We start from the raw sequence: 14,954 nt of genomic DNA, 5'->3' as shown, positions 1-14,954 counted from the left end.
AGACGTGAGCAACGAGCATCAGGAGCTGGCCACCCGCGAAAAGCGCGTGGCATCCCGGCTGGATCTGGGAAGGCGGCTGTGGTTCTTCGTCGGTGCCCTGGTCCTCTACGTCGTCTCCCTGGTGCTGCCGCAGGCCGGCTCGGTCCGTGGCTACGAGGTGCTACTGCAGACCGGCGCCGCCGACGACGCCGGCATCAAGATCACCGAGTACGTCTACGCCATCCTCATCTTCCTCGGCATCGGTGTGCTCACCACCCTGGTGCTGATCACCCGGCGACTGTCTTTCGCGATCCCCGGGTGGATGCTCACCACCGTCGGGCTGGCGTACTCCGTGTTCGCCATGTGGCTGCGCCAGACGCGCGCCACTGCCGATGACGGAGTGGAAATGAACATCGGTTTCTGGATCTCCCTGCTCGCCGTCGTCCTCGCCTTCCTCGGCTACGCCACGACCATCTTCCGCCGCAACGACGAGCAGGAGCAGCTGGCGCAGGCCCGCGCCGCCTCGGACAACCTCGACGAGGTCGGCCGCATGCAGCAGCAGGCCAACATCACCGCCACCGAGAATCCGCTGCTTATCGACGACCGCCGCTCCCGCGCCACCGAAAGGCACCGGAAGGGCTGAGTCACTGTCCCCGGGTGTCAAGCACCTTCTGCCACCCGGAACCACCGGAGATGACCTGCCAGCCGAGGTGACGGTTGATGCGGATCATCCACGGGTTGTCGGCGGCATTCGACGTGTAGACCCGGGTGGCACCGAGTTCCGCAGACGCCGCCTGCAGCGCCGCCTTTTTCAACTCCAGCCCGTATCCACGCCCGCGGGCGGTGGGGGAGATCATCGTGATTCCCTGCTCGGCGATGCCGGGCTCTGATCCGGGGAAGCGGGTGATCTCGCTGATACCGATCGGCCCGGTGGCATCGGACAACACCACCGTGACCACCTCCCGGCGGGTCGTGCGGACCCGCTCGGCGGCGGCCCGCAGTCGCTTAGGTGTCCAGTCGACCGGATCCGCCTGCATGCCGCCGTGCGGGACATCGACGCTGGCCCGGTGGTAGAGCTCCAGGACCCCGGGCACCAGCGCAGTGGGGAACTGCAGATCACGGACCACCTCCACCGTGACCCCGGCAGGCCAGGTGGGGGCGTCACCGACGGTGACCACTCCCTGCACTTCCGTCAATCCCAGCTCATACCCGCGCGAGCGCAGCAGGTGAGCCCAGTCGCCGGTGCCGGGTTCCTCCGCGGCGGGATGCAGCAGCCAGGTCTGCACCAGGCGCCGACCCAGCTTGTGGGCCAGTGATTCGGCGGCCGAGTACAGGTGGTCGAGCACCGCGCGGGCCTCCGGCTCGAAGTCGGCGCCGGGCAGGGGCAGGTGGGCGGCGTCGAGGATCACCTCCACATCGGCGACCTGCGTGTCCTCCAGCAGGGGAGTGCTCAGCAGCAGGTAACCGGCCGGATCCTCGTCCGGCGCCACCAGCGAGAAGGCCCGCGTGTCGTATTCGACCGAGCCGCGCAGGCGGTTCTGGACGCGCTCGACCGAGGTGGAGGAGGCGGTCTCCCCGGTGATCTCCTGCGCGGCGAGATTGGCCAGAAAGACCAGGTTGACAACGTCAGCGGCCGGTTCCGCTCCCGGAACCGGCCGATCAAGTGGGACGAGCTGCAAACTAGAGGTCCTCGACTGCCTTGGCGGCGGCGTCGGCCCACTCCTGCCACTGGGTGGCCTGGGCGCGCAGCTTCTCGGCCTTCTTCGTGTTGCCCTTGGCCTCGGCGGCCTCGGCCTGTGCGGTGAAGTCGTCCACCTTGTCCAGGAACTGCTGGGCGCGGGCCTGGGCCTCCGGGTCGGTGCGGCGCCACTGGGACTCCTCGGCCTCGGAGACGCGCTTTTCCACCGCCCCGATCTTGTCCTCGTATTCGCGGACCTGGTTGCGGGGGACGTAGCCGATCTCGTCCCACTTCTCCTGCAGCTCACGCAGCTTGGCGCGGGCTCCGTCGAGACCCTTGGCGGGGTCGATCTGGGAGTCGTATTCGGCCAGCAGAGCGTCCTTGGCCTCGGCGTTGGCGACGAACTCCTTGTCACGCTCGGCGTTGACGGCGTTGCGGGCGTTGAAGAAGTGATCCTGGGCGGCGCGGAAGGCCTCCCACAGCTTGTCGTCGACGTCGCGCGGAGCGCGGCCGGCAGCCTTCCACTCCTTCATCAGGTCGCGGTAGTCGCGGGCGGTCTCGTTCCAGTCGGTGGAGTCCTTGATGGCCTCGGCTCGTTCGACAAGGGCCTCCTTGGCGCGGCGGGCGGCGGCGCGGCCCCGGTCGAGCTCGGCGAAGTGGGAACCACGGCGGCGGTTGAAGGCGTCACGCGCCCGCGAGTAGCGCTTCCACAGGCCGTCATCGGTCTTGCGGTCGATGCCGCGGATGGTCTTCCACTCCTCGAGGATGGCGCGCAGCCGATCGCCGGCGCCCTTCCAGTCGGTGGAGTTCTCGGCCAGCTCCTCCGCCTCACCCGCCAGGGCCTCCTTGCGGGCAATCGCCTGCTCGCGACGCTGGGCGCGGTCGGCCTTGGCCTGCTCGCCAGCGGCCTCGGAGTGCTCCATGATGTCCGCCAGACGCTTGTCCAGCCCGGCAATGTCGCCGATGACGGCGGCCTCGGGCAGGGTCTCCCGCAGGTGTCCGGCGGCCTCCTTGATGGAGTTGGCGTCGTCCGGGTGCGCCTTGAGGCGTGCCTCGAGCAGCTCGACCTCGGTGGCCAGGTCATCGAAGCGGGTGCCGTAGTGGGCCAGACCTTCCTCGGGGGTGCCGGCCTGCCAGGAGCCGATCTCCCGCTCGCCGTCGGCGGTCGTGACGAAGACGGTGCCGTCGTCAGCGACGCGACCCCAGCGGGCGGGGTCGTTCTTCGGCGGGCGGGCGGCTACCGGGGCGGCCGGGCGCGGGGAAGGAGTGGGACGGTGTCCGCCGGGCAGAGGACCCGGCTTCGGTCCCGGGCCGGGCTTCGGGCCGGGCGTGGGGGACGGCGTCGGGGAGTCGGTCATGTCGGAGGTCCTTTGCTTCATGCCGCGCGTCACGGCTGCCGATAGTGCTCCAACTAACATACCGCGCTGCGATCGGGCCTGTCAGCAGGAGTCAGTAGGATGTGCCGGGTGAGCCCCAACCTTGTCGTCATGCCCGCCTCGCCGGCTCTGGTCGCCGAGCTGGCGCCGCGCGACGCCGTGGGCGCGCAGATGGTGGCCCGGTTGCGGTCGCTTATCGACGCCACCACCGCCCCCATCCACCTCGTCTCCTCGCGGGATCCGCGGTGGGAGACGGGCGTGGAGGGCTCCTTCCGTGCCTGGGGAGCGCCGCAGGTCACGGTGGGGCAGGGGCGTTTTCTGCCGGAGCTGGTGCAGCGCTACGTAGTGGCGGAGGCGGCGTCGCGGGTCGTGGAGGTCCGCGGGGAACTGGGCGCCATCGATCCCGCGGCCCTGACACTGGTCGCGGTGGACGGCTCCGCGGGCCTCACTGAGCGCGCCCCCCTGGCGCTACTTCCGCAGGCACCGGCGGCTGACCGGTGGTGTCGGGCGGTGCTGGCCGGCGAGGCGGCGGGGGAGATGCCTCACGAAGCCGGGATCGTAGAACCCGGGCTATGGGTCGAGATCGCCGCGCTGCGTCCCCGGCACGCGGAACTCTTAGAGGCAGACACCTCTCACGGGGTAGGAAGGTACGTGGCAGCATGGCAGATGTAAGCCCCATCGCGGTGGTCGGCCCGACGGCCTCGGGCAAGTCGGCGCTGGGACTGGCGCTGGCGCACGAGTTCGGCGGCGAGGTGGTCAACGTCGATTCGATGCAGCTCTACCGCGGCATGGACATCGGCACCGCGAAGCTTGCCCTCCCGGAGCGCGAGGGGATCCCGCACCACCAGCTCGACGTGTGGGAGGTCACCGAGACCGCCTCCGTCGCGCGTTACCAGGCCGATGCGGTGGCGGACGTGGAGGAGATCATGGCCCGCGGGAAGGTGCCGATCCTCGTGGGCGGTTCCATGCTCTACGTGCAGGCCCTCCTCGATGACTGGCAGTTCCCGCCCACCGACCCGCAGGTGCGTGCCCGCTATGAGGCACGGCTGGCGGAGATCGGCATCGCGGCCCTGCACGCCGAACTCGCCGAGGTCGATCCCGCGGCCGCCGCCATCATCGAGGACCAGGATCCCCGCCGGACCGTTCGTGCGCTGGAGGTCATCGAGCTCACCGGCCAGCCCTTCCAGGCCTCCCAGCCGCCCAAGAACGCGCCCCCGCGCTGGGGCACCCGCATCCTTGGATTACGCACGCGACCGGAGTGGCTCAACCCCCGCATCGAGCAGCGGACACACCAGATGTTCGAGCGCGGCCTGGTGGAGGAGGTGGACCACCTCGTCGCCGAGCACGGACTGGTGGCCGACTCCACCGCCGGGCGCGCCATCGGTTACGCCCAGGTGCTTGCCGCCCGAGTGGGGGAGCTGACCTGGGAGGAGGCCGTGGAGCGCACCATCACCGGGACGCGTCGCTACGTGCGCCGCCAACGCTCCTGGTTCCACCGCGATCCCCGCATCACGTGGCTGGACGCGGACGGGAACACGAGCTCGGCTGCACTAGGATTGCTGGGGTGAACACGATCAAATTCGCCAAGGGCCACGGCACGGAGAACGACTTCATCATCATCGACGCCACCGTCGATCCGACCGAGCAGCAGGTGCGTGCCCTGTGCGATCGTCGCGCGGGACTGGGGGCGGACGGGGTCCTGCGGGTCGTCGATGTCGACGGCCAGTGGTTCATGGACTACCGCAACGCCGACGGTTCCATCGCGGAGATGTGCGGCAACGGCGTGCGCGTGTTCGCCCACTGGCTGCGCTCCCGCGGGCTGGTCGAGGCGGACGAGTTCACGGTGGGCACCCGCGCGGGCGATCGCCGTGTCAGCGTGCGCGAGTGTTCTCAGACCGAGGCCGTGGTCACCGTCGACATGGGCCCGGCCGAGGTCACCGGCGTGTCCACGGCCCGCCTCGGGGAACTCAATGTCGCCGGGCTGGGGGTGGACATGGGTAACCCGCACCTGGCGTGCGTGCTGCCGGGGCTGACCCCGCAGGGCCTCGGGGAGCTGGACCTGCCCGCCCCCGAGTTCGACCGGGATTTCTTCCCGCAGGGGGTCAACGTCGAGATCCTCACCGCCCTGCACGACGGTGCGGTGCACATGCGGGTGTATGAGCGCGGAGTGGGGGAGACCCGTTCCTGCGGCACCGGGACCGTCGCCGCGGCGCGCGCCGCGCTGGCGGACGCCGGCCTGACGGACGGGGAGGTCACGGTACACATCCCGGGCGGGCGTGTGCAGGTGTCCATTACCGGGGAGCACTCGACACTGACCGGGCCCTCGCGCATCATCGCGACGGGTGAGGTGCGGATCTAGTAGTCGGGCCCCAGGCGCTGCGCCGCCTGCCGGGCGGCCAGCCAGGCCTCCCGCAGTTCCAGTGCGCGCATGTCCGTCACCGTCAGCAGGGTCTCCAGCTGGGAGACCTCGAGGCTGTCGGCGGCCAGGCGGGCGTCGAGACGCGAGAGGAAGCGGCGCGCGGTGGCGTACTCGTGGTGGAAGGCCGCGATGTCCGGATCCCGGCAGTCCAGGTCAAGCAGCGCCGGACGGGTCAGGGTGCGGTCGGCGATCGACTCGGTGTCGGTACCGGCGGCGAAACGGTCGAACTCGGCGATGATGTCCTCGATGTCCTCGGCACTCAACGTGATCGACGAGCGCAGGGCGAGGGTCTCGGCACCGTCGGGGCGGCGGCTCATCACCAGCAGCGCCACTGCGAGGATCGGCAGGATGAGCAGCAGACCCTGGAGGCGGAAGATCACCAGGACCGCCACGCAGGCGGCGAGGATGATGGCCAGAATCCACCTCTGACGGGGTGGTTCCGGCCGGATGAGCATCCTGTCGGGCATGTCGGGCCCCTAGTGTCCGCCGCAGCCGCAGCTTCCACCGCAGCCCCCACACCCGCCACCCGACATGGGCGAGAGCACGGAGGCGGTGAGCATCGCGGTGCCGGCGACGACGGAGCCCTTGGCGGGCAGCTCGGGGGCGTCGAGCAGGCACAGGTCGAAGGGGAACGCGCCGTCGACGGTCGCGTGGATGAAGCGCTGTCCGGTCAGCTGGTTGTGGCGGTACTCGGAGTCGAGGATCCGGGCGGAGAAGAAGGCGGAGGCATCCGGTGCGGCGGCACCGGAACCGGAGGTCACCAGCTGGGCGCCCTCGGAGACGATCTCACCGGTGATCTGGCCGGAGGCGGCCTCGTAGGCCTCGGGGGATTCGTAGGTGGTGGTCTCCAGCCCGAGGGCGGTGACGCCGACCTGCTGCCAGGTCTGGGTGGGGGCGTCGACAAGCAACGGGCCCTGGGCCAGGTTGCAGGTGATCGACGCCAGGACGGTGCCGTCCGGGGTGACGATCTCGCACAGTGCGAGGACGTCGTTGACCATGCTCACGTGGGCGAAGGTCTGGGTGACGGACTCGAAGCCGGCGAAGGTGGCGAACGGCTCGACGGCCAGGATGTTGATCTGGGCGCCCGAGGCGTCCGTGAACTGGATCAGCTGTCCGCCGCGGATCTCTCCGGCGACGACCAGCTGGTTGGTGGCGATGGCCGCTTCGACGGCGTCCTGCCAGCGGTCAAAACCCAGTCCGATGCTCTTCAGGTCGGTGCTCATGGTTGTTCATTCTACCGGCGCGGGGGTGGGGGAGAAATTCGCCCGCGGCACTTCCCCCGGAACGCAGGCGAGAGTAAGGTAAGGCTCGGCTAACACATTGCCGTTCCCTATGTGAGAACCAAGGAAACATGATGACCTGTCCGCTTTCCGACGCCCCCCGCCGCTGCCCCCTGCAACTGTGCGCCGTCGACCCCGATCTGCCCCGCCACGTGCGACGCCGCCTGGTGGAACTCGGCCTGTTCGGCGGCGCCGAACTCATGCTCGACCGCCGGGCCATCGGCGGGGCCTGCCTCATCTGCGTCGGCACCACCCGCTACGTGCTGGACAACCGGACAGCCTCCCGCCTCACCGTGGCGGCGCTGTAATGGCCGCCGTCTGCAACTGCCACGACGCGGCCCTGCGCTCGGCCCCCGCCGGCTCCCCGGTCATCGCCGTCGTCGGCGCCCCCAACTCGGGTAAATCGACACTGTTCAACGCGCTCACCGGCTCCCGCGTGCAGGAGGGCAACTGGCCGGGGACCAGTGTCGAGATCGCCCGTGGCACCTGGTCGGCTGGGCGGCCCCTCGACCTCATCGACCTGCCCGGCGCCTACTCGCTGGAACCGGCCAGCCCCGACGAGGCCTTCACCCGGGACATGCTGCTGGGCACCCCGCCCGACCTCGTCCTCGTCGCGGTCGACGCCACCGCCCTGGCCCGGGGCCTCTACCTCGTCTCCCAGTTACTCGAGCACGAGCTGCGCGTGCTCGTCGCGCTGACCAAGACCGACCTGGCACCCGACATCGACGCCTCCGTCCTCGAGCAGCGGCTCGGGGTGCCCGTCGTGGCGGTCAACCCCCGCCTGCGGCGCCGACTGGACGATCTCGCACCGGCCGTGGTCGCCGCTCTCGACACCCCGCCCACCCGCCTGCGCCAGGCCCCCTGGGGCGGAGAGCTCGACGCCGCCGAGGAGCGTTTCGGCTGGATAGCCTCGGTGGTGGAGGGGGTCGTGGATGAGCAGCCAGCGCGGACGTTCAGCGACCGAATCGACGCCGTCGCCCTGCACCCGGTCGCGGGCCCGGCGGTGTTCCTGGCGGTGATGTGGGCCGTGTTCCAGGCGACAACGACCGTCGCCGCGCCCCTCCAGGACCGCCTCGACGGGCTGTTCACCGGCCCCGTCACCGATGCGCTTCGCGCGCTGCCCCTGCCGCGCTTTCTGCAGGCCGTGCTTGTCGACGGCCTGGTCGCCGGCGTCGGGATGGTGTTCACCTTCGTGCCGCTCATGGCGTTGATGTTCCTGTGCCTGGCGGTGCTCGAGGACTCCGGGTACATGGCCCGGGCCGCCGTCGTCGCCGACCGCGTCATGCGTGCCATCGGCCTGCCCGGGCGCGCCTTCATCCCGCTCATCGTCGGGTTCGGCTGCAACGTGCCCGCCATCGCGGCGACCCGCATCCTGGGCAGGCGCGAACACCGGATCCTCACCGCGCTGCTCATTCCTTTCGCCTCCTGCACCGCGCGACTGACGGTGTACGTCATGCTGGCGACCACGTTTTTCCCCGAGAACGCGGGCACGGTCGTCTTCGCGATGTACCTCATCTCCGTGCTGCTCATCGTCGGGGTCGGGGTGCTCGTGCGACGGCTGCTGTGGCGCAGCTTCGGCTCCGAACCCCTGGTCATCGATCTGCCGCGCTATCAGCTCCCCGGCGCGCGCATGGTGGGGCAGGTGACCTGGATGCGGCTGGCCGGATTCCTCCGGACGGCTTCCACCATCATCGTGGCGTGCGTGACCGTCGTCTTCCTCCTGCAGGCCACGCCGGTGGTGTCCGGATACGGGTTCGCCGATGAGGACCTGCCCGTGGCGGAATCCGCCTACGGCGCCGTCTCCGAGGCCGTGGCCCCGGTGTTCGCGCCGGCCGGGTTCGGGTCGGGCGAGATCGCGGGGGCGCTCATCACCGGTTTCGTCGCGAAGGAGGCGGTCCTGTCCACCTGGGCGCAGACCTACCCGGACGAGGACCTGACTGTGGCCGTGACCCGCGATTTCCGCGACACCTCCGGTGGGCATCCGCGCGCCGCGGTGTGGGCCTTCATGATGTTCCTGCTGGCCTACACCCCGTGCGTGGCCACCCTGGCGGCCCAGCGCCGCGAGATCGGCCTGCGGTGGACCCTGGCGGGTGTGGGCATGCAGCTCGCCGTGGCCTGGGCCCTGGCGGTGGCCACCTTCCAGCTGCTGAGCACGGTGCTGTGATGGGGCCCGTCGCGCAGATCCGCGCCGCCGTGGAGGGCGGGGCGGTGACGACCACGGAGATCGCTACCGCCACCGGGCTCCCGGGCACCCTCGTCAATGCCGTGCTCCAGCACTTCCACCGCCCGGCCTCGTGCTCCTCCGCGGGATGTGCCGGCTGCCCCGCCGAGGCCGGCTGCGGCGGACCGGTGCTGTTCAACCCAGGTCCCGCGTGGAACAATGGCGGGAAATGACTGAACTTTCCCAGAACGACCCCAACAATCACGACGAACTGCTCGCCCGCGCCTTCCGCGACAACGCCCCGCAGCCGGAGACGCCGGAGGATCCGGGCACGGACCTCTCCGACCTGCTGACCCCCACCGTCGGCGAGCTCGACCTGGCCGAACGCAACCGCTTCCGCCGCGTCACCCGCGAGACGGACATCCGCTCCCACCACGCCGAGGACGTCACTGAGGTCGAGTACCGCAAGCTGCGCCTCGAGCAGGTCATCCTCGTCGGGGTGTGGACGGAGGGCACCTCCGCCGAGGTCGACGCGAACATGGCCGAACTCGCCGCGCTGGCCGAGACCGCCGGCGCCGAGGTCCTGGAGATGCTCTACCAGCGCCGCGACAAGCCGGACCCGGGCACCTACATCGGCTCCGGCAAGGTCAATGAGCTCAAAGACATCATCGCCGCGACCGACGCCGACACCGTCGTCTGCGACGGTGAACTCTCTCCCGGCCAGTTGGTCGCGCTGGAGACCGCGCTGAACACCAAGGTCATCGACCGCACCATGCTCATCCTCGACATCTTCGCCCAGCACGCGAAGTCCAAGGAAGGCAAGGCCCAGGTCTCGCTGGCGCAGATGGAGTACCTCTACACCCGCGTGCGTGGCTGGGGTGGCAACCTCTCCCGCCAGGCCGGCGGCCGTGCCGGTTCCAACGGCGGCGTCGGTCTGCGTGGTCCCGGTGAGACCCGCATCGAGGCGGATCGTCGTCGTCTGCGCCAGGACATGGCCAAACTGCGCCGCGAGCTCGCCGGAATGAAGACGGCCCGTGAGATCAAGCGCCAGCGGCGGCAGGAGTCGACGATCCCGCAGATCGCCATCGCCGGCTACACCAACGCCGGCAAGTCCTCGCTCATCAACGCGCTCACCGGCGCCGGTGTGCTCGTGGAGGACGCGCTGTTCGCCACCCTCGATCCGACGACCCGGCGCGCCGAGCTGGCCGACGGCCGCGCCGTCGTCTTCACCGACACCGTCGGCTTCGTCCGCCACCTGCCCACACAGCTCGTCGAGGCCTTCAAGTCGACGCTGGAGGAGGTGCTGGCCGCCGATCTGGTGCTCCACGTCGTCGACGGCTCGGACCCCTTCCCGCTCAAGCAGATCGAGGCCGTCAACAAGGTCATCTACGACATCGTCAAGGAGACCGGCGAGGACGCTCCGCCGGAGATGATCGTGGTGAACAAGATCGACCAGGCCGATCCGCTGGTGCTCGCCGAGCTGCGCCACGCCGTCGACGACGCGGTCTACGTCTCCGCCGCCACCGGCGAGGGGATCAAGGACCTCGAGGCGCGCATCGAGCTCTTCCTCAATTCCCTGGACGCGCATCTGCAGCTGCTCGTCCCCTTCACCCGCGGTGACATCATCTCGCGCCTGCACGAGTACGGCACCGTGCGCTCGGAGGAATACACCGCCGAAGGCACGCTTATCGACGTCCGCCTGCCCCAGTCCATGGCCCGGGAGCTGGCGGAGTTCCGGGTGGAGGCTTAGGAGTCCTCCTCCCCGGTACGCCGGGCTCCCCAGGCGAAGAGCCGGTTGAAGGCCCAGCGCGCCGTCGAGAAGACCACGAACAGCACCACCCACGACACGGCGAGCATCCACACCATCGCGATCCACCCGCCGCCCTCCTGCCCGTACCAGAACCAGGCGGCGAGCATCGCCCCGATGGTGGCGAAGACGAGCACGCCGTCGCGGCCGAAGGCGAATGGTCGGGTGTCGGGTTCCATGCTTATCGACGCTACTGTGTAACCGTGACCCACAACAGCCTCGGTTGGACCGTCCACGGTGACGGTCGGAAAATTGCCCCCGGCGCGGTCGTCGCCCCCGACGAGCGCCTCAGCTGGCCCCGCACCATCGGCATCGGCATGCAGCATGTCGTGGCGATGTTCGGCGCCACCCTTCTCGTGCCCACCCTGACGGGATTCCCCGTCAACACCACCCTGTTGTTCTCGGGTCTGGGCACGATGATCTTCCTGCTCATCACCCGCAACCGCCTGCCCTCCTACCTGGGGTCGTCGTTCGCCTTCATCGCTCCGCTCATCGCCAGCCAGCAGTACGGGCCCGGGGCCCAGATCGGTGGCGTGCTGGCGGCCGGTGTCGTGCTCATGGCGGTGGGATTCATCGTCAAGGCGGCCGGGCGCCGGGTGATCGACGCGGTGATGCCGCCGGCGGTCACGGGTGCGATCGTCGCGCTCATCGGCCTCAACCTGGCTCCGGTGGCCACGAGCAACTTCCAGGAGCAGCCGGTGGTGGCGGCGGTGACGATGGTGGCCATCCTGGTGTGCACCGTGGCCGGCCGTGGCATGGTCGCCCGGCTGGGCATTCTCATCGGCGTGGTGGTCGGTTGGCTTTTCGCCACGTTCACCGGCAGCCTCGCCGAGGGGGCGGGTCAGACCATCCGCGACGCCGCCTGGATCGGGCTGCCCGAGTTCCACACCCCGGAATTCCATCTCTCCGCCATTCTGGTGACGCTGCCGGTGGTCATCGTGCTCGTGGCGGAAAACGTCGGTCACGTCAAGGCGGTCTCGGAGATGACGGGCAAGAACCTCGATGATCTGGCCGGTGACGCCCTGGTGGCCGACGGTCTGGCGACCACCCTGGCCGGTTCCTTCGGCGGCTCCGGCACCACCACCTACGCGGAGAACATCGGCGTCATGGCCGCCACCCGCGTCTACTCCACGGCCGCCTACTGGGTGGCCGCGGCCACCGCGATCGCCCTGGCGTTCATCCCGAAGTTCGGGGCGCTCATCTTCACCATCCCGACCGGGGTGCTGGGCGGGGCGACCATCGTGCTCTACGGGCTCATCGGCATGCTGGGTATCCGCATCTGGCAGGACAACAAGGTCAACTTCAACAATCCGGTCAACCTGACGGCGGCCGCGGTGGCGCTGGTGGCGGGTATCGGCAACCTGACCTTGAGCATCGGCAGCGTCGAACTGGAGGGCATCGCGTGGGGTTCGGCGGGCATCATCATCGCCTATCCGCTGCTCAAGTGGCTCTACATCCGCGTCGGTGAAGGCAAGACCGCGAAGTTCTACAATTAAGGGGCATGACCCAAGAAATCAGCCTCCCCGCCCACGCGATCATCGCGATCCGCGAAACGATTGCCACCGCCGAGATGCCCGCGTTCTTCGACCGGGTGTATACCCGTCTCGGTGACGTCCTGGCGGCCTCCGGAGCCCACCCGGCCGGCCCGGCCCGCGCCTACTACCACACCCCACTGACAGACACCGTGGACGTCTCGGCCGCGTTTCCGCTGCCTGCAGAACAGGTCGCAGCGGTGGAGGCCGAGGCCCCGGACCTGGTGCACCACCTTCCGGACGTCACCGCCCTGACGATGCGCCACCACGGTGCTTACGACTCACTCGGGAACACGTGGCAGGAACTGGTGGAGGCGGCCACAGCGACGGGGCGGGAGATGGGGCCGTTGTGCTGGGAGGAGTACGTCACCGAACCCTCCCCGGAGGCCGATCCGGCGGACATGATCACCGACCTCTACGTCACCTTGGCCTGATCCGGCGATTTTCGTCACAAACCACCACGCGGTTGCTCGGTGGGACCGACCTGTTACCCGCCTCCGGTGGTAGAACGGTAGGCATGCGTGTTCCTGTGTATCTCGCCGTCTCCAAGGACGACTACCTCCACCTGACGGTGACCCCGGACCGGGTGGCGGTCGTCGATAAGCTCATTGAGGCAGGGGACAACCCCACCCTGCGCCTGAGCGATGAATGGTTCATCCTCGATGAGGATCTGGTACTCACCCATGCTGAGCCCGCCCTCAACGGCGGCGAGATGTGGCAGTACAAGCCGACGCGCAATGCGTTGGCCCCGGTGCAGGTGACCATGATCGCGCGGGCGCTCAGTGAAGTCGGCGAGCTGACGTACTCCCATGATCTGCCGCCGCTGCAGAAGTTCTTCGCGGAGGCCGCGCAGCGGCACGACGCCATCATCATCGCCTACCAGTAGACACAGAAAACGCCTCCCGACCAGCACGGTCGGGAGGCGTCGGTCGGACCCGGATCAGTTGTCCAGATCAGACTCGATGAGGGCGGCGATCTTCTCGACGGCCTCAGCGTTGTCGGACGTGACGGTGACCTCGTCGCCCTTCTCGGCGCCGAGGGCCATGATCATGAGGGAGGAGGCGGCGTCGGCCTCTTCGCCGTCGTCGTCGCCGACGAGGGTGAGGATGATGTCGTCGTCGTACTCGCTGGCAGCGTCAGCGACGATGGCGGCGGGGCGGGCGTGCAGGCCCACTGCGGAGCCGACGGTCACGGTCTTGGAAGCCATGGGGGTCCTTTCGATCTAAGGGGTGATGTAGGCCAGTTTAGGCATCGACTGTGGCTGCTGCCACTGCGCGCGAGGGCCAGAACTGTTTCAGGGCGATGACCGCCACCGCGGAGACCACGGTGCCTGCCACAACGGCGGCCAAAAAGCCCCACCACGGGTCGATGGCGAAGAGGACGAACACGCCGCCATGCGGGGCGCGGGAGCCCACCGCAAGGGCCATCGAGAGCGCACCGGTGACCGCGCCACCGGCCATCATCGAGGGAATGACACGCAGCGGGTCGGCGGCGGCGAAGGGGATCGCACCCTCGGAGATGAAGGACAGCCCCAGCAGCCAGGCGGACTTGCCGTTCTCACGCTCCGCGGGGGTGAACAGCTTCTGGCGCAGGAGGGTGGCCACCGACAGTGCGATCGGGGGGACCATACCGGCGGCCATGACGGCGGCCATGATCTGCATGGAGGCGACGTCACCGGTGGACAGGCCGGCGGTGGCGAACAGGTACGCGGCCTTGTTCACCGGGCCGCCGAGGTCAAAGCACATCATGAGGCCGAGGATGATGCCCAGCAGTACCGCAGAGGAGCCGGACATCGACGACAGCCACTCGGTCAGGCCCGACATGATGCCCTCCAGCGGGCGTCCCAGCAGCAGGAACATGAGCAGGCCCACGGTCAGGGAGGTCAACAGCGGGATGATCACCACCGGCATGAGCGAGGTGAGGATCCGGGGAACCTTCCACGAGGCGATCCAGTAGGCGATGAGGCCCGCGAGGATGCCGGTGACCAGGCCGCCGATGAAGCCGGCGCCGATGAGCACGGAGATGGCGCCGCCGACGAAGCCGGGGGCGATGCCGGGCCGCCCCGCCAGGGCGTAGGCCGTGTAACCCGACAGCGCCGCGACGATGAATCCCATCGCCATCTGCCCGGTGGCAAACAGCACCGCACCGAGATACAGCGCGAGACCGGAGCGGTCGAAGGTGACGGGGGCGCCGTCGACAAGCACGTCGTTACCGGGCAGATTGCCCAGGGAATGCTGCAGCGCGATGGCCTGCCAGCCGCCGGCCATGTCGTAGCCGCCGACGAGGAAGCCCAGAGCGAGGAGCAGGCCGCCCGCCGCGACGAAGGGGATCATGTAGGAGACACCGGTCATGACGGCCTGTTGGATGCGTCGGGGCCAGCTCAGCTCCTGCTTCTTCTCTCCTGCCGACGCCGTTCCGCTCACTCGCCGTGCCTGCGGATCGCGGGCGGCCGCGAGGGCCTCGTCGATCATGACGGCGGGCTCGTTGATGGCCCGCTTGACGGGGGATTCGATGACGGGTTTGCCGGCGAAACGTGCGCGGTCGCGCACACCCACATCGGTGGCGAAGATGACGGCGTCGGCTCGCCGAATGAGATCCGGGTCGAGGGCCTCGGTGGACGAGGATCCCTGCGTCTCCACGTGTACCTCGACATCCTCGCGGGCCTGCGCGGTCTGGGTGAGGGAATCGGCGGCCATGTAGGTGTGCGCGATGCCGGTGGGGC

The 14,954-nt window shown here is 69.2% G+C and carries 18 protein-coding genes; 11 read left to right on the top strand and 7 right to left on the bottom strand.

Annotated elements, in window-relative coordinates; translation table 11 throughout:
* Positions 1 to 4: 4 nt before the first annotated feature.
* Entirely contained in the window at positions 5 to 622 is a 618-nt protein-coding gene (locus Q4F73_RS01160; RefSeq protein WP_303357516.1) for a hypothetical protein, read from the top strand.
* 1 nt (position 623) lies between these two features.
* Here the strand turns inward: Q4F73_RS01160 and Q4F73_RS01155 are convergent, their stop codons facing one another.
* Both Q4F73_RS01155 and Q4F73_RS01150 read right to left on the bottom strand, forming a co-directional pair.
* The gene (locus Q4F73_RS01155) at positions 624 to 1,658 is read right to left on the bottom strand and encodes a GNAT family N-acetyltransferase (RefSeq protein WP_303357515.1); all 1,035 of its coding nucleotides are present in this window, start codon (positions 1,656 to 1,658) and stop codon (positions 624 to 626) included.
* Position 1,659: 1 nt separating this feature from the next.
* Positions 1,660 to 3,015, bottom strand: coding sequence for a DUF349 domain-containing protein (locus Q4F73_RS01150; protein ID WP_303357514.1), 1,356 nt, complete (start codon positions 3,013 to 3,015; stop codon positions 1,660 to 1,662).
* A 108-nt stretch (positions 3,016 to 3,123) separates the two neighbouring features.
* On the opposite strand from Q4F73_RS01150, the gene Q4F73_RS01145 reads away from it, so the two are divergent.
* The 3 genes from Q4F73_RS01145 to dapF are packed head-to-tail and all read left to right on the top strand — an operon-like array spanning position 3,124 to position 5,392.
* On the top strand, positions 3,124 to 3,705 hold the full coding sequence (locus tag Q4F73_RS01145) for a hypothetical protein (protein ID WP_303357513.1): 582 nt from the start codon (positions 3,124 to 3,126) through the stop codon (positions 3,703 to 3,705).
* Complete coding sequence (miaA, locus tag Q4F73_RS01140; RefSeq protein ID WP_303357512.1) at positions 3,693 to 4,601, top strand: tRNA (adenosine(37)-N6)-dimethylallyltransferase MiaA; 909 nt, start codon at positions 3,693 to 3,695, stop codon at positions 4,599 to 4,601. Before Q4F73_RS01145 ends, miaA begins: the two co-directional genes overlap by 13 nt.
* 5 nt (positions 4,602 to 4,606) lie before the next feature.
* Complete coding sequence (dapF, locus tag Q4F73_RS01135) at positions 4,607 to 5,392, top strand: diaminopimelate epimerase (protein ID WP_303357538.1); 786 nt, start codon at positions 4,607 to 4,609, stop codon at positions 5,390 to 5,392.
* Here the strand turns inward: dapF and Q4F73_RS01130 are convergent.
* Both Q4F73_RS01130 and Q4F73_RS01125 read right to left on the bottom strand, forming a co-directional pair.
* Positions 5,389 to 5,919 carry a hypothetical protein gene (locus tag Q4F73_RS01130; protein ID WP_303357511.1) on the bottom strand — a complete coding sequence of 177 codons (531 nt, stop codon included), beginning with the start codon at positions 5,917 to 5,919 and terminating at the stop codon, positions 5,389 to 5,391. The genes dapF and Q4F73_RS01130 overlap by 4 nt on opposite strands.
* A 9-nt stretch (positions 5,920 to 5,928) precedes the next feature.
* A complete protein-coding gene (locus tag Q4F73_RS01125; RefSeq protein WP_303357510.1) occupies positions 5,929 to 6,675 on the bottom strand; it encodes a hypothetical protein in 747 nt (248 codons plus the stop codon).
* A 131-nt stretch (positions 6,676 to 6,806) separates the two neighbouring features.
* Between Q4F73_RS01125 and Q4F73_RS01120 the strand changes: the two genes are divergently transcribed.
* From Q4F73_RS01120 to hflX, 4 genes are read left to right on the top strand one after another with little or no spacing between them, the layout of a single operon-like run.
* The gene (locus Q4F73_RS01120; RefSeq protein WP_303357509.1) at positions 6,807 to 7,040 is read left to right on the top strand and encodes a FeoA family protein; all 234 of its coding nucleotides are present in this window, start codon (positions 6,807 to 6,809) and stop codon (positions 7,038 to 7,040) included.
* Complete coding sequence (gene feoB / locus Q4F73_RS01115; RefSeq protein WP_303357508.1) at positions 7,040 to 8,896, top strand: ferrous iron transport protein B; 1,857 nt, start codon at positions 7,040 to 7,042, stop codon at positions 8,894 to 8,896. Before Q4F73_RS01120 ends, feoB begins: the two co-directional genes overlap by 1 nt.
* Positions 8,896 to 9,126 carry a hypothetical protein gene (locus Q4F73_RS01110; protein WP_303357507.1) on the top strand — a complete coding sequence of 77 codons (231 nt, stop codon included), beginning with the start codon at positions 8,896 to 8,898 and terminating at the stop codon, positions 9,124 to 9,126. Before feoB ends, Q4F73_RS01110 begins: the two co-directional genes overlap by 1 nt.
* Entirely contained in the window at positions 9,123 to 10,643 is a 1,521-nt protein-coding gene (gene hflX / locus Q4F73_RS01105) for a GTPase HflX (RefSeq protein ID WP_303357506.1), read from the top strand. The genes Q4F73_RS01110 and hflX overlap by 4 nt, the downstream gene beginning before the upstream one ends.
* On the opposite strand, the gene Q4F73_RS01100 is transcribed toward hflX, so the two are convergent.
* A complete protein-coding gene (locus Q4F73_RS01100) occupies positions 10,640 to 10,879 on the bottom strand; it encodes a hypothetical protein (protein ID WP_303357505.1) in 240 nt (79 codons plus the stop codon). The genes hflX and Q4F73_RS01100 overlap by 4 nt on opposite strands.
* A 24-nt stretch (positions 10,880 to 10,903) precedes the next feature.
* Here Q4F73_RS01100 and Q4F73_RS01095 point away from each other — a divergent pair, with 24 nt between their 5' ends.
* The 3 genes from Q4F73_RS01095 (at position 10,904) to Q4F73_RS01085 (ending at position 13,118) form a co-directional block, all read left to right on the top strand.
* Positions 10,904 to 12,196 carry a uracil-xanthine permease family protein gene (locus Q4F73_RS01095; protein ID WP_303357504.1) on the top strand — a complete coding sequence of 431 codons (1,293 nt, stop codon included), beginning with the start codon at positions 10,904 to 10,906 and terminating at the stop codon, positions 12,194 to 12,196.
* A 5-nt stretch (positions 12,197 to 12,201) separates the two neighbouring features.
* The gene (locus tag Q4F73_RS01090) at positions 12,202 to 12,666 is read left to right on the top strand and encodes a GyrI-like domain-containing protein (RefSeq protein ID WP_303357503.1); all 465 of its coding nucleotides are present in this window, start codon (positions 12,202 to 12,204) and stop codon (positions 12,664 to 12,666) included.
* Positions 12,667 to 12,749: 83 nt separating this feature from the next.
* Positions 12,750 to 13,118: a hypothetical protein gene (locus tag Q4F73_RS01085; RefSeq protein ID WP_303357502.1), complete on the top strand. Its 369-nt coding sequence runs from the start codon at positions 12,750 to 12,752 to the stop codon at positions 13,116 to 13,118.
* A gap of 54 nt (positions 13,119 to 13,172) precedes the next feature.
* Here the strand turns inward: Q4F73_RS01085 and Q4F73_RS01080 are convergent, their stop codons facing one another.
* Both Q4F73_RS01080 and Q4F73_RS01075 read right to left on the bottom strand, forming a co-directional pair.
* Positions 13,173 to 13,439, bottom strand: coding sequence for an HPr family phosphocarrier protein (locus Q4F73_RS01080; protein WP_303357501.1), 267 nt, complete (start codon positions 13,437 to 13,439; stop codon positions 13,173 to 13,175).
* A gap of 37 nt (positions 13,440 to 13,476) precedes the next feature.
* Positions 13,477 to 14,954: PTS fructose transporter subunit IIC (locus Q4F73_RS01075; RefSeq protein ID WP_303357500.1), on the bottom strand; the 1,478-nt coding region annotated here is incomplete at its 5' end.

This window comes from Corynebacterium sp., assembly GCF_030535495.1.
In the GTDB taxonomy this organism is placed as follows: Bacteria; Actinomycetota; Actinomycetes; order Mycobacteriales; family Mycobacteriaceae; genus Corynebacterium.
This window is presented reverse-complemented; position numbering and strand designations above follow the sequence as displayed.